Origin of the sequence: Tatumella sp. JGM130, assembly GCF_018257525.1 — a bacterium.
In the GTDB taxonomy this organism is placed as follows: Bacteria; Pseudomonadota; Gammaproteobacteria; order Enterobacterales; family Enterobacteriaceae; genus Tatumella; species Tatumella punctata.
The window spans coordinates 1-12,768 of the sequence record NZ_JAERJS010000011.1; the positions used below are offsets into that span (position 1 = coordinate 1).

The 12,768-nt window shown below is 49.8% G+C and carries 12 protein-coding genes; 4 read left to right on the plus strand and 8 right to left on the minus strand.

The window, feature by feature from the left end; translation table 11 throughout:
- Positions 1 to 178: 178 nt before the first annotated feature.
- Complete coding sequence (gene murI, locus JK211_RS07055) at positions 179 to 1,021, minus strand: glutamate racemase (RefSeq protein ID WP_212707974.1); 843 nt, start codon at positions 1,019 to 1,021, stop codon at positions 179 to 181.
- 210 nt (positions 1,022 to 1,231) lie between these two features.
- On the opposite strand from murI, the gene trmA reads away from it, so the two are divergent.
- Entirely contained in the window at positions 1,232 to 2,332 is a 1,101-nt protein-coding gene (gene trmA / locus JK211_RS07060; protein WP_212707975.1) for a tRNA (uridine(54)-C5)-methyltransferase TrmA, read from the plus strand.
- 51 nt (positions 2,333 to 2,383) lie between these two features.
- On the opposite strand, the gene JK211_RS07065 is transcribed toward trmA, so the two are convergent.
- Positions 2,384 to 2,728, minus strand: coding sequence for a YijD family membrane protein (locus tag JK211_RS07065; protein ID WP_212707976.1), 345 nt, complete (start codon positions 2,726 to 2,728; stop codon positions 2,384 to 2,386).
- A gap of 4 nt (positions 2,729 to 2,732) precedes the next feature.
- Positions 2,733 to 3,392, minus strand: a complete 660-nt coding sequence (gene fabR / locus JK211_RS07070) for an HTH-type transcriptional repressor FabR (RefSeq protein ID WP_212707977.1) — start codon at positions 3,390 to 3,392, stop codon at positions 2,733 to 2,735.
- Between the two features lie 191 nt (positions 3,393 to 3,583).
- On the opposite strand from fabR, the gene sthA reads away from it, so the two are divergent.
- The gene (gene sthA / locus JK211_RS07075) at positions 3,584 to 4,984 is read left to right on the plus strand and encodes a Si-specific NAD(P)(+) transhydrogenase (RefSeq protein WP_212707978.1); all 1,401 of its coding nucleotides are present in this window, start codon (positions 3,584 to 3,586) and stop codon (positions 4,982 to 4,984) included.
- Here the strand turns inward: sthA and oxyR are convergent.
- Entirely contained in the window at positions 4,976 to 5,881 is a 906-nt protein-coding gene (gene oxyR, locus JK211_RS07080) for a DNA-binding transcriptional regulator OxyR (RefSeq protein WP_212707979.1), read from the minus strand. The two genes, sthA and oxyR, sit on opposite strands and share 9 nt — an antisense overlap.
- Before the next feature lie 146 nt (positions 5,882 to 6,027).
- On the opposite strand from oxyR, the gene JK211_RS07085 reads away from it, so the two are divergent.
- Positions 6,028 to 6,762 carry a redoxin family protein gene (locus JK211_RS07085; protein ID WP_212707980.1) on the plus strand — a complete coding sequence of 245 codons (735 nt, stop codon included), beginning with the start codon at positions 6,028 to 6,030 and terminating at the stop codon, positions 6,760 to 6,762.
- A gap of 59 nt (positions 6,763 to 6,821) precedes the next feature.
- On the opposite strand, the gene argH is transcribed toward JK211_RS07085, so the two are convergent.
- From argH to argC, 4 genes are all read right to left on the minus strand, one after another.
- Positions 6,822 to 8,195: an argininosuccinate lyase gene (argH, locus tag JK211_RS07090; RefSeq protein ID WP_212707981.1), complete on the minus strand. Its 1,374-nt coding sequence runs from the start codon at positions 8,193 to 8,195 to the stop codon at positions 6,822 to 6,824.
- Positions 8,196 to 8,284: 89 nt separating this feature from the next.
- Positions 8,285 to 9,496: an argininosuccinate synthase gene (locus JK211_RS07095; RefSeq protein WP_212707982.1), complete on the minus strand. Its 1,212-nt coding sequence runs from the start codon at positions 9,494 to 9,496 to the stop codon at positions 8,285 to 8,287.
- A 28-nt stretch (positions 9,497 to 9,524) separates the two neighbouring features.
- On the minus strand, positions 9,525 to 10,301 hold the full coding sequence (gene argB / locus JK211_RS07100; protein WP_212707983.1) for an acetylglutamate kinase: 777 nt from the start codon (positions 10,299 to 10,301) through the stop codon (positions 9,525 to 9,527).
- 14 nt (positions 10,302 to 10,315) lie between these two features.
- Positions 10,316 to 11,320, minus strand: coding sequence for an N-acetyl-gamma-glutamyl-phosphate reductase (argC, locus tag JK211_RS07105; protein ID WP_212707984.1), 1,005 nt, complete (start codon positions 11,318 to 11,320; stop codon positions 10,316 to 10,318).
- 166 nt (positions 11,321 to 11,486) lie between these two features.
- Here argC and argE point away from each other — a divergent pair, with 166 nt between their 5' ends.
- Positions 11,487 to 12,635 (plus strand): acetylornithine deacetylase, encoded by a 1,149-nt coding sequence (argE, locus tag JK211_RS07110; protein WP_212707985.1) that lies wholly within the window; start codon positions 11,487 to 11,489, stop codon positions 12,633 to 12,635.
- Positions 12,636 to 12,768: the final 133 nt, after the last annotated feature.

Sequence of the window (12,768 nt, forward strand, 5' to 3'; positions counted from 1 at the left end):
AGGAGTCAACCACTATTTCGTGATTTTTTCTCCGGACCGAATCGCTTCAGTCCCTGTCACGCCGCTGCGCATCGCGCTTTGCCGTGTCAGTGGATGCGCATTATAGGGAGTTAATTTTTTCTGGCAAGGGTTTATTTTAAATTAATTACTGACTGGCGGGTTTTTACTCATTTCATCACTAAATTGCGAGTATTTTCAGCGAAAGCAGGCCATAGCGTTGTAAAACGGGCAATAAACGCTCAGTTTCCACGGTCATTGCAGTACAAAACGCAATATCCGCAACAGAAGAACAGGTTTTTACCGGTTGTTGCTGTAACAGCCATGCCGTTCTTCTGGCAATTGCGGCACCTGAATCCACCAGTCTGGTGCCTTCAGGTAATACTGACTGCAATTCTTCCTTTAGTAACGGGAAGTGAGTACAGCCCAGCACCACCGTATCCGGAGGTTCGGGTAGCTTAAGCCACGGCCGGATAATTTTCCGTATGTCACTCAGTGATACTGCGTCACCCTGTAGTTTTTGTTCGGCCAGGACTACCAGCTCAGCAGAACCCAGCATTTCTATATGGCATTCTTTAGCGAACTGCCGGACTAACTGGTGGGTATAAGGCCGTTTTACCGTACCGCGTGTTGCAAGCAGCCCGACAATACCGTTACGGGTCAGGCGTGCTGCAGGTTTTATCGCCGGGACAACACCTACGACCGGGAAATCAAATGCTTCACGGAGTGCAGGTAAAGAGACCGTGCTTGCAGTATTACAGGCAACGACAGCAATAGAGACAGTATAGTCGCGGGTAATCGCTGCAGTAATCGCCTTAACGCGTTCAACAATATAATGCTCTGTTTTCTCCCCGTACGGGAATCCGACATTATCAAATACATATATATAGTGTGCATCAGGCAATAGCTGCCTGATTTCATCATATACCGAAAGGCCACCAACCCCGGAATCAAAGACCAGGATCGCCGGCCGCCCCTCAGCAGTGGCAGAAGGCATTAACTCATCCTGAACAACTGTCGCCATACACTGTCTCATCGTTATCAGTAAACGGATAATTTATTCTATCACGATACCGTTCTGCGGGGCCGGACGGCTTCGCAGGAAATCAGCTGCGCTCACAATTATCCCGACAACCGCCCGGTAAAGGAGTCATACGCCCCGATGATCCGATGCTGGACATCAGCGCCGGAATCCCTACAATCGCCGCCTGATACCCAACAACCAGGATTCATTATGACCCCGGAACATCTCCCCGTTGAAGACTATGACGACCAGCTGGCGGAAAAAGTTAATCGCTTAAGCGCTATGATGGCGCCGTTTAATGCACCTGATGCCGAAGTATTTCGCTCGCCTGTCAGCCATTACCGTATGCGTGCAGAATTTCGTATCTGGCATCAGGGAGATGATCTGTACCATATTATTTTTGATCAGCAGACCCGCCAGCGAATCCGGGTAGACAGCTTTCCTGCCGCCAGTGAACTGATTAATACCATGATGCCACTGATGATAGAGGCATTACGTGATAACCCTGTATTACGCCATAAACTGTTTCAGATCGATTATTTGTCGACCTGCAGCCGGGAAATCATTATCTCTCTTTTATACCATCGGAAAATAGATGATGTATGGCAGACAGAAATATCTCTGCTGCGTGACAGTCTGCGGGCCCGGGGATTTAACGTCCAGTTCATCGGCCGCGCAACAAAGACAAAAATTTGCCTGGATCACGACTATGTTGATGAAGTCCTGACCGTGGACGGCAGAGAAATGATTTATCGCCAGGTGGAAAACAGCTTTACGCAACCTAATGCAGCAATAAATGTAAAGATGCTGGAGTGGGCATTGGCGGCTACCCGTGGCGCTAAGGGAGACTTACTGGAACTCTATTGTGGTAACGGAAACTTTTCGTTAGCGCTGGCAAGAAATTTCCGCCGCGTACTGGCCACCGAAATAGCCAAACCCTCAGTAGAGTCTGCACAATACAATATTGCCGCGAATAATATTGATAATGTGCAGATTATCCGGATGTCGGCAGAAGAGTTTACCCAGGCCATGCAAGGGGTGCGTTCTTTTAACCGTTTGCAGGGTATCGAGCTTAAAGACTATGACTGTGAAACGATTTTTGTTGATCCCCCGCGCAGCGGTCTGGACAGTGAGACACTCAAAATGGTTCAGGCTTATCCGGCTATTCTGTATATCTCCTGTAATCCACAGACCCTGAGCGAAAACCTGGAAACACTGAGCACCACGCACCACGTAGAACGTCTGGCATTGTTCGATCAATTCCCTTACACCCACCATATGGAATGTGGTGTGCTGCTGCGCCGTAAATAAATCTGTGGCTAACTGTTACTGCCCTTCTTATGGGCGGTAATGTTAGTAAAATCAGCGACGGCGAAAACGGCTAAAAATCCAGAAAACCAGACAGACCATTAAAAGTACCGGTAGAAAATCAGAACCGATTTGCGGGTACCGGGTACGGATTACCGCACTGCAGACCAGTATTCCTAGCAGAAAAAATCCTCCTGCCAGCGAAGGCGTGCCTTCCGGCATACTTCTGTTCAGATAGCGCTGATGCAGATACCACACAGAAAGCGCCAGCGAGATGAGAGGGAAAAAGGAAAACGGGACGCCGTCAGTAAATAAAGCAGAAAAACTACCATTAATTGACAGACCGGCAATAAAGGCCAGAATCAGGGTGCCTTTATCACGCGTGTTTTGTTCAGTCATATTATTACCTGTTTACGTCATGTTCTGAGTGTTCGGTAGCTGATGCCAGCCTTTCCTGCTCCCTGCGGTACCAGTAATAAGCGCCCTTAGAGATCATGCGTAATTGCAGTACCAGACGCTCTTCCAGCTTTCGCCGCTGTTCTGCATCTACATCGACCGCTTCAGCCCCTGCGCTGAAAACAATAGTGACCATTGCTTCTGCCTGAGCTTCGGTGAAACTGCGCGGCATATGGTTTTCTAATTCCAGATAGTCGGCAAGTTCGGCGATAAAGTGCTGAATTTCTCTGGCGACCGCGGCACGAAAAGCAGCAGAAGTCCCTGAACGTTCGCGCAGTAACAAACGAAAGGCGTTCGGGTTATTACCAATAAATTCCATAAAAGTAGAGACCGAGGTTTTGATGATGCTACCGCCTTTAGCGATTCGTTGCCGCGCCTGACGCATTAACTGGCGCAGCATTAACCCGCTTTCATCAACCATAGTCAGGCCAAGCTCATCCACATCTTTGAAATGACGGTAAAACGAAGTCGGTGCAATACCTGCTTCACGGGCAACTTCACGTAAGCTCAGGCTGGTGAAACTGCGTTCTGCACTTAGCTGACTGAACGCTGCTTCAATAAGAGTACGTCTTGTACGTTCTTTTTGTTGTGCTCTGACGCCCATCATCTCTGCCTTTTTACACTTTATGTTGGCACTATATCAAAATTATCAGCGTACAGTGGGGCAAACTTTGTGAACGCCTGTTAACCTGTTCATTAAACACGGAAACAAGAAATAACACGATTAGCGTTCAGACAGAATGACTAAAATGTTATATTTAGGTTGTTAAAATGTTTATGAAAATAGGGCGTACGGGTATGCAAAAGTCTTACGATTACGATGCCATTGTCATTGGTTCCGGTCCCGGCGGTGAAGGTGCTGCTATGGGGCTGGTGAAACAGGGAGCTCATGTAGCGGTTATTGAGCGTTATCATAATATCGGTGGCGGCTGTACCCATTGGGGAACGATTCCGTCAAAGGCTTTGCGACACGCTGTCAGCCGAATCATCGAATTTAATCAAAACCCGTTATACAGCGATCATTCACGCCTGTTACGTTCTTCATTTTCAGACATTCTGAAACATACAGAAAATGTTATTCAGCAGCAAACAACCATGCGCCAGGGTTTTTACGAACGCAATCACTGTGAAATATTTCAGGGTGATGCGAACTTCGTCGATGCTCATACCATTGAAGTTGTATTGCCTGACGGTACACGTGAGAGGCTGACAGCCGGTAAATTTGTTATTGCCTGCGGTTCACGCCCTTATCATCCTGACAACGTTGATTTTTCACATCCCCGTATTTATGACTCCGACTCGATCCTCGATTTACGCCACGAACCTTCACACGTCATTATTTATGGTGCCGGTGTGATTGGCTGTGAATATGCTTCTGTCTTCCGCGGACTGGGCGTAAAGGTCGACCTGATCAATACCCGTGACCGTCTGCTGGCGTTCCTCGATCAGGAGATGTCAGACTCTCTTTCTTATCACTTCTGGAATAGTGGTGTGGTTATCCGCCATAACGAAGAGTTTGAAGAAGTGGAAGGAAATGACGACGGCGTCATCGTCCATTTAAAATCCGGTAAAAAAGTGAAAGCAGACTGTCTGCTGTATGCTAATGGCCGTACCGGAAATACGGATTCACTGTCGCTGGAGAATGCCGGGCTGGAAGCCGACAGCCGCGGTCTGCTTAAAGTTAATAATATGTACCAGACCGCACAGCCTCATATTTTTGCGGTGGGTGATGTTATCGGCTACCCCAGCCTGGCCTCCGCCGCTTACGACCAGGGCCGTATTGCCGCACTGGCGATGATTAAAGGTGAAGCGACCGCCCATCTGGTTGAGGATATTCCGACCGGTATTTATACCATTCCGGAAATCAGCTCCGTCGGCAAAACCGAGCAGCAACTGACTGCAATGAAAGTCCCTTATGAAGTAGGACGGGCACAATTTAAACACCTCGCCCGTGCCCAAATCGTCGGGATGAATATTGGCAGCCTGAAAATTTTATTCCACCGGGATACCAAAGAGATTCTGGGTATTCATTGCTTCGGAGAACGGGCGGCAGAAATTATCCATATCGGGCAGGCCATTATGGAGCAAAAGAACGGTGGTAATACTATTGAGTACTTTGTAAATACCACCTTTAACTATCCGACTATGGCCGAGGCCTATCGTGTCGCGGCATTAAATGGCCTTAACCGTTTATTTTGAGATCTGTCCTGACGCAACCATATGCGCACTGATGGTTTCTGCCAGCTGCTCGTAGCGGCTGCGCAGAGGAGAACCCGGACGGTAAACCAGTGCAATCGTTCGCTGTGGTACTGGTTTATCGCAGGTAATATAACAAACACCATCCCGTTCACGTTCAGCAGGCACTGCCAGCGAAGGCATCAGAGTGATTCCGCTTCCGGCAGCAACCATATTTCGCAGCGTTTCCAGACTGGTCGCGCGGAAATGGGTATCTTCGTCGGCTCCGGCAGAGAAGCAGAAGCCCAGTGCATGGTCGCGCAAACAATGTCCGTCCTGCAACATCAGTAACTTTTCACCGGCCAGGTCAGACATGGGTACCCGCTCACGGTTATGCCAGGGATGATCGGAATATACCGCCAGTTTCATCGGTTCATCAAACAACGGCACTTCAATAAAGGCTTCTGTCTCTTTAACCAGAGCCATAATTGCGCAATCCAGTTGTCCGTTATCCAGCTGAGCCAGCAATTGCTGAGTCTGTGCTTCATGCAGATACATTTCCAGCCGGGGAAATGTTTTATGCAGCATAGGCACAATTTGTGGCAGTAAATAGGGGCTGACGGTAGGGATCAAACCGATATGTAATGGCCCGGACATTGTTTCGCCCTGCTGGCTGGCCATTTCCTTCAGCACTTTGACTTCCCGTAAAACAGTACGAGCCTGGTCCACCAGTAATAAACCGGCCTGAGTAAACAATACCTTACGGCTGGTGCGTTCCAGTAGCATCACGCCCAGCTCATCTTCCAGTTTACGGATTTGCCCGCTCAGCGTCGGCTGGCTGACATGGCAGGCATCTGCCGCACGTCGAAAGTGGCGATGTTCTGCCAGTGATACCAGGTACTCAAGGTCGCGAATATTCATTGATTTCCTTCAGTCTGTGATAGCTAGTGACGATAGATAGCATAGCAATCAACGATTAGCCCTATCAAGCTGAGATCGTCATAATCATCTCAACTGATAACAAACATCTTTTATTTAACGCCATATGGCGTAGGACAGGAGCCAATATGTCAAACAGTTACGAAGGTCGCACCGTACCCGAAGTTACTTTCCATACCCGTCAGGGCGATAAATGGGTAGATATGACTACTGCTGACTTGTTTAAAGATAAAACAGTAATTGTATTTTCACTGCCCGGTGCATTTACCCCCACCTGCTCATCGAGTCATTTACCCCGCTATAACGAGCTGTACAGCGTATTTTCGCAACATGGTGTGGATGAGATTTTATGTATCTCCGTTAATGATGCGTTCGTGATGAATGCATGGAAAGCCGATCAGCATGCAGAAAATATCACTTTTATTCCGGATGGTAATGGTGATTTCACCCGTGGCATGGATATGCTGGTCGGGAAAGAAGACCTTGGCTTTGGTGCACGCTCATGGCGTTATTCCATGCTGGTACGTAACGGTCACGTTGAGAAAATGTTTGTTGAACCCAACAAACCCGGTGACCCGTTTGAAGTCTCTGATGCAGACACCATGCTGCGGTATCTGGCCCCGGAAGTAAAATTACAGGAATCCGTCTCACTGTTTACCAAACCAGGCTGCCAGTTCTGCACCAGGGCTAAACAGATGCTGCAGGAGCGCGGAATTCAGTATGAAGAAATCATTTTAGGTCAGGATGCGACAACTGTCAGCCTGCGGGCAATCACTGGCAGAGCCACGGTACCACAGGTCTTTATTGGCGGTCGCCATATTGGTGGCAGTGATGACCTGGAACAGTACTTCCTGAGAAGCTGACCGGCATACCCCCGGCCAGGCAGACAATAAAACAGCGGACCCCGGTCCGCTGTTTGTTATCAGGTAAGACGTTGTTTTGCTTCATGGATAGCTAAAGCGACCTGTGCCGGAGCAACACCACCGCGGGCATTACGTTTATCCAGACAGGATTGTAACGATAATACCGGATACACATCTTCACCAATCACCGGGCTGAAAGTACGGAGTTGATCCAGCGACAATGCTTCCAGAGCGACCCCTTTACCAATCGCAGCAACAACGGCTTCGCCGACAATATGGTGTGCCTCACGGAAAGGAACCCCCTTTGCCACCAGGTAATCGGCTAATTCCGTGGAGTTAGCATATCCCTGTTCAGCGGCTTCCTGGCAACGGGGACGTTTCACCTGAATCCCTTCCAGTACCAGCCCGGCCATATGCAGACAGTCCAGCCAGGTGTCGAGCGCATCGAACAAGCCTTCTTTATCTTCCTGCATATCTTTATTGTAGGCGAGCGGTAATCCTTTCAGAGTCATCATCATCCCGGTTAAGGCGCCCTGAACACGACCGCATTTACCGCGGATAAGCTCCAGTGCATCCGGGTTTTTCTTCTGTGGCATCAGGGAAGAACCGGAAGTGACTTTATCCGCTAATTCGACAAAGCCTGCTTCACCGGAGTTGAAGAAGATAAGATCTTCGGCGAAACGCGATAAATGGACCATACCGATCGATGCATCGGAAAGCAGTTCCAGCACATGGTCACGGTCAGACACCGAATCCAGACTGTTACGGGTAGCAGAGGCAAAACCAAGCCAGCCGGCCAGCTGTTCACGGTCAATTTCATATGCCGTACCGGCAAGGGCCCCGCAGCCCAGCGGACTGACATCAAGACGCTTCAGCGCATCCTGCAGACGGCTTTCATCACGGGCCAGCATTTCTGTATATGCCAGACACCAGTGCGCAAAAGTTACCGGTTGTGCACGCTGCAGGTGGGTATAACCCGGCATAACGGCATCCTGGTTAACTTCGGCGGTGGCAACCAGATCCTGCTGAAGCTGACGGGTTGCCGCCAGCAGCTCAGTGATCATCGTTTTACACCATAATTTAAGATCTGTAGCAACCTGGTCATTACGGCTACGGCCGGTGTGCAGTTTTTTACCCAGCGCACCCACCTTATCAATCAGCTGTCCTTCAACCCAGCTATGGATATCTTCAGCATCACTTTGCAGAATCTGCTCAGGGTTCGCCCGGACATCATTCAGCAGAGCCTGCAGAGCCTGTTCCAGTTGTTGTTGTTCTTCCTGGCTCAGTACGCCCACGGTAACCAGCGCTTTAGACCAGGCAACGGAGCCGGTAATATCCTGTTCCGCAAGCCGGTAATCAAAACGCAGTGAATCATTAAATTGTTTAAATCGCTGGTCTGCTGCCTGAGTAAAACGTCCGCCCCACAGTGCCATACTGATACTTCCTATAATCGGTTATTCTTAAAAACAAGGCGGCATAGCCGCCGCCCTGGTCCGGTATTACGGCTGAATGAGACGGAAGGTTACTTCTGCTCTTTCAGTGCACGGATACGTGATGACAGTGAGTACAGACGGATAAAACCACCCGCATGGCTATGGTCATAAACTTCGTCTTCGCCAAAGGTAGCGAATTCTTCTGAGTACAGGCTGTTCTGCGATTTTTTACGGATAGCAGTCACCTGACCTTTATACAACTGCAGTACAACCTCACCATTCACGGTTTCTGCCAGTGACTCAGAAGATGCCTGTAAGGATTTACGGACTGGGGTAAACCAGCGTCCGTCATACACGACATACGACATTTCCAGGCCCAGCTGCTCACGCCATTTATAGCTGTCACGATCCAGTACCAGCTGCTCAACAGCACGCAGAGCATTCACCATAATCGTCCCGCCCGGTGTTTCATAACAACCACGGGATTTCATACCGACCAGACGGTTCTCAACAATATCGATACGTCCGACGCCATGTTTTGCGCCCAGCGCGTTCAGAACATCCAGGCAGCCGAACGGAGAAAGTGCCTCACCGTTAACAGCAACAATACGCCCTTTTTCGACAGTCACCGAGACTTCTTCCGGCTGATCTGGCGCGTCCTGCGGATCAACAGTCCAGACCCAGCAATCTTTATTTGGTGCATTCCACGGACTTTCCAGCACACCACCTTCGGTTGAAATATGCCATGCATTTTCATCACGACTGTAAATTTTTTCGAGAGTGGCTGTCGTCGGAATATTACGTTCTTTCAGGTAGTCAAGCAGTGCTTCACGGGAACGCAGATCCCACTCACGCCACGGAGCAACCACTTTAAGCTGCGGTGCCAGGGCAGTGTAAGTGCTTTCAAAACGTACCTGATCGTTACCTTTACCGGTGGCACCATGACACAATGCATCAGCGCCCACTTTCAGTGCCAGCTCAACCTGAGCCCTGGCAATGATCGGCCGGGCCATTGAGGTACCCAGCAAATAGGTCCCTTCATACAGCGCGCCAGTTTGCAGCACAGGATAAACATAGTCGCTGATAAATTCTTCACGCAGATCGACTACATGGCATTCAGATGCACCCGACTGCAGGGCCTTTTCTTCCACCCCGGCCAGATCGGCAGGGTCCTGGCCGACATTGGCAACAAAGGCAACCACTTCACAACCATAGTTCTCTTTCAGCCATGGAATAATCGCAGAGGTATCAAGCCCGCCGGAATACGCCAATACGATTTTTTTTATGCCTTGAGTTTGCATCTTATAATCCTTGAATCAGTCTTTGTCGTTAAGCCAGAATCCGGGTACCGATTGGCACACCGTTAAATAAGTCAGGGAGCTGCTCTGCATTACGCCAGCTGGCAATATCTACCGGTCGTCCGAGAGTTTTCGCAGCATCCAGCGCAGCATGAACTTTAACGATCATGCCATCGGTGATGATTCCCCTGCCGATGAGCGTTTCCGCATGCTGAGCCGTCATTTCGGCAATCCGCTGTCCTTTACCATCCAGAATACCGCTGACATCAGACAGTAATACCAGATCTGCGCCCAGGGTTGCAGCCAGTGCTGTTGCCGCCTGGTCAGCGTTCACATTCATTAATAACCCTTCATCGGTGATCCCGATAGAGCTGATCACCGGTAAATAACCGGCATCCAGTAACGTCGTCACCAGAGCAGGGTTTCCCGGGCTTGCCTGCCCGACATGCCCCAGTTCATCATCAAATTGTGCAACATTCACAATACCGCCATCACCCAGTGACAGGCCAACCGCGTTGATGCCATATTTTTTAGCCCGGGCCAGCAATGTTTTATTCGCTGTGCCCGCCAGGGCTCCGGTAATAATATCGATCTGATCTGCCGGAGTGACCCGCAAACCATTTTTTTTACTGACCGGCAGCGCCAGTTTTTTCATCAGTTCATCGACCAGGCATCCCCCGCCATGAACAATAAGCAGCGGGCGCTGGTGACTATTACGGTAAGCGAGTAATGCGTCAAATAAACGGTCCAGGGCTTCTTCGCTATCCAGCAAAACACCCCCCAGTTTAATGATCAATGGCTTTGTCATGATGATGTTCATCCTTAAAGCAGAGAAAGTGTTTCAGGGTAGCCGAAACGTATATTCATGCATTGCACAGCCTGAGAAGAGGCCCCTTTAAGCAGGTTATCTTCCGCGCTGACGATAATCAGGTGCTCACCCTGAACGGCGAAACCAATATCACAGAATGGCAGGCCTACGACGGACTTCAGGGCCGGGACGCCAGTGTCGTACAAACGTACCAGCGGTTTATCGTCATAGGCATCATGGAATGCTTTTGCCACATCCTGTGCGGTGATACCTGCAGTTAACCGGCAGGTGATGGTGGCCAGAATACCCCGCGGGAAATTCCCCAACTGAGGAGTAAAGATCACCGGAATCCCTAAATGTTCGGCAATTTCCGGCTGATGGCGGTGAGTAAACAGGCCGTAGGGCTGTAAACTGACTTCACACACACTGGTGTTCAGGGAAGCTTTACGTCCGGCCCCGCTGACCCCGCTGGTAGCATTAATCACTGGCCAGTGTGCGGTATTAAGCAAACCGGCATCCAGTAAGGGTTTAATGGCCAGCTGAGCTGCTGTCGGGTAGCAGCCGGGGACCGCAATTAACCCGGCCTGACGGAGATTATCCTGCTGCCATTCTGCAAGCCCGTAGACAGCTTTTTTCAGCAACTCCGGGTGCTGATGTGTGAATCCGTAATAGCGGGTATAAAATTCAGCACTATTAACCCGCCAGGCGCCTGATAAATCGAATACCACACACCCCTGTGCCAGGAATTGCGGGGCCAGATCATGGCTGACTTCATGTGCCGTTGCCAGAAAGACCACGTCAGTACCGTTCGCCAGTTCAGCCACATCGGTCAATGGCTGTAGTCGCAGGTCTGTCTGTCCTTTTAACTGCGGATGCAGATCAGACAAGAGTTTTCCTGCATCCGGGCTTTGCGCGGAGACGGCTATTCCGGTTATGTTTATATGCGGATGGCGATTCAGGTAAGTCACCAGTTCAACACCGGCATAACCACTGGCGCCTACAATCAGCGTGTTCAGCATCAGGCTGTGTACCTTATACGTAAGTCTATATTTCAGCTGACGGTATCTACCGTCTTACGGATTGCCTTCGTGAGCAAAAACAGTTCACATACTTCAGGCCATAATGTATTTTTATTCATAATTAATGCATGAATATTGATACATCCTAACGCAAGGACCGTCAACAGTGAAGATAAAATTACCGCCTTTTATTGAGCTTTATCGTCAGTTAATTGCCACACCGTCGGTCAGTACGACAGAACCCGCGCTGGATCAGAGTAATGAGGCGCTGATTAATCTGCTGGCCGGGTGGTTTCGCGATCTGGGTTTCCATACGGAAGTGCAGCCTGTGCCGGAAACACGCAATAAATTTAACCTGCTGGCCCGTGCCGGTAAGGGTTCAGGCGGACTGATGCTGGCAGGCCACACGGATACTGTCCCCTTTGATGACGGGCGCTGGTCACAGGACCCTTTTACGCTGACAGAGCGGGACAATAAGCTATACGGGCTGGGTACCGCAGATATGAAAGGATTTTTTGCTTTTATTCTCGATACCCTGCGTGATGTGGATATTACACGGCTGAAAAAACCGCTGTATATTCTGGCTACCGCTGACGAAGAAACCACTATGGCAGGGGCCAGCTATTTCGCACGTACCACCAGCCTGCGACCTGATTGTGCGATTATCGGTGAACCGACGTCTCTGAAACCGGTAAGGGCGCATAAAGGGCATCTGTCAAAAGCTATCCGTATTCAGGGACAATCGGGGCATTCCAGTGATCCTGAGCGGGGTGTCAATGCGATTGAACTGATGCATGATGCCATCGGGCACCTGACTGGCCTGCGTAACACACTGAAAGAGAAATATCACCATGACGGCTTTGTCATTCCTTATCCGACCATGAACTTCGGAGCAATTCATGGCGGAGATTCTCCGAACCGGATCTGTGCCTGTTGCGAACTGCATATGGACCTGCGCCCATTGCCCGGCATGGCACTGCCTGATTTACATGAATTACTGCTGGAAAGTCTGGCACCGGTCAGTGAGCGCTGGCCGGGCCGGCTGACAATCAGTGATCTGCATCCGCCCATTCCGGGCTATGAATGTCCCCGTCATCACGGACTGGTCGCGGTCATTGAAAAACTGCTGGGGACCGACACAGAAATTGTTAACTATTGTACCGAAGCCCCTTTTATCCAACAGCTATGCCCTACCCTGGTACTGGGGCCCGGTTCTATTGAGCAGGCCCATCAGCCAGATGAATATCTCGACACAGCATTTATCAACCCTACCCGTCAGTTAATCGAACGTGTCGTTCATCATTTTTGCCAGTGACCTTTCCGCCGGGCAGTTATTATTCACTGCCCGGTGATATTTCCCTTTTTATAAGAATAACTTATTAAATAGCCTGTTTTTCAAATTTTATTAAATTCAATAAGTTGGGATGTATGTGATCACGATCAAGTCA

What these genes read in the sequence shown, in the direction of transcription:
- JK211_RS07065 (WP_212707976.1), bottom strand. Translation starts at nt 2,728, where the DNA reads ATGACTGAACAAAACACGCGTGATAAAGGCACCCTGATTCTGGCCTTT.
- JK211_RS07085 (WP_212707980.1), top strand. Translation starts at nt 6,028, where the DNA reads ATGTCAAACAGTTACGAAGGTCGCACCGTACCCGAAGTTACTTTCCAT.
- fabR (WP_212707977.1), bottom strand. Translation starts at nt 3,392, where the DNA reads ATGATGGGCGTCAGAGCACAACAAAAAGAACGTACAAGACGTACTCTT.
- trmA (WP_212707975.1), top strand. Translation starts at nt 1,232, where the DNA reads ATGACCCCGGAACATCTCCCCGTTGAAGACTATGACGACCAGCTGGCG.
- argH (WP_212707981.1), bottom strand. Translation starts at nt 8,195, where the DNA reads ATGGCACTGTGGGGCGGACGTTTTACTCAGGCAGCAGACCAGCGATTT.
- argB (WP_212707983.1), bottom strand. Translation starts at nt 10,301, where the DNA reads ATGACAAAGCCATTGATCATTAAACTGGGGGGTGTTTTGCTGGATAGC.
- argC (WP_212707984.1), bottom strand. Translation starts at nt 11,320, where the DNA reads ATGCTGAACACGCTGATTGTAGGCGCCAGTGGTTATGCCGGTGTTGAA.
- murI (WP_212707974.1), bottom strand. Translation starts at nt 1,021, where the DNA reads ATGGCGACAGTTGTTCAGGATGAGTTAATGCCTTCTGCCACTGCTGAG.
- sthA (WP_212707978.1), top strand. Translation starts at nt 3,584, where the DNA reads ATGCAAAAGTCTTACGATTACGATGCCATTGTCATTGGTTCCGGTCCC.
- JK211_RS07095 (WP_212707982.1), bottom strand. Translation starts at nt 9,496, where the DNA reads ATGCAAACTCAAGGCATAAAAAAAATCGTATTGGCGTATTCCGGCGGG.
- oxyR (WP_212707979.1), bottom strand. Translation starts at nt 5,881, where the DNA reads ATGAATATTCGCGACCTTGAGTACCTGGTATCACTGGCAGAACATCGC.